Annotated in this window: 1 protein-coding gene; it reads left to right on the top strand. The window is 68.2% G+C overall.

The window, feature by feature from the left end; translation table 11 throughout:
- Positions 1-603, top strand: a 603-nt coding sequence (locus tag AC4FQ5_RS19920) for a hypothetical protein (RefSeq protein WP_491146381.1), incomplete at both ends; no start/stop codon positions are given.

Here is a 603-nt window from a genome sequence, read left to right as displayed (position 1 = left end):
CTACTTCTCGCTCACCGACGAGTTGTACGTCACTCCCCCGACCGACGGTGCGCTCGACCCCGTGCTGCTGGCCGCGCTCGTTGCGCATGCGCATGACGTGACGACGACACCCGAGGACATCGTCGCGGCCATCTGGGCCGGCTGGAGCATCCCGGGCAGCGGGGTGCGATTCGCGACGACGGTCGACGGTGCGTCGGATGTGGAGGTCTCCGACGAGGCCGATGCCGATGATCCCTGGGCAGCCCAGCGACGGGCTGTCGATCCCGCCCTGGCCGAGGCGATGAGGGTGGGCCCCTTCCTGTCCCACCCCGGCGAAGGCCTCGGGATGGAGTACATCCTCCTCGAGACCTCGCTCTCGGAGCTGAGCGATCCCGCCTGGGTGTACCGGGCGGGTCTCGGGTGGGTCGACGACGCCGATGGCCTGTCCCCACAGTTCTTCTGGCCCGAAGACCATTCGTGGGTGATCGGGACCGACATCGACTTCCCCTTCACGATCGTCGGCGGCCCTCGGCGGCTCGTGGACGCCGTTCTCGCGGACGACAGGTTCGAAGCGCATGAGGTGCACGAGGGCGACGATCTCTCCTGGGACGGGGATGCGATCAA

The sequence above is a fragment of the Chryseobacterium sp. DT-167 genome, from assembly GCF_058310155.1.
This window is presented reverse-complemented; position numbering and strand designations above follow the sequence as displayed.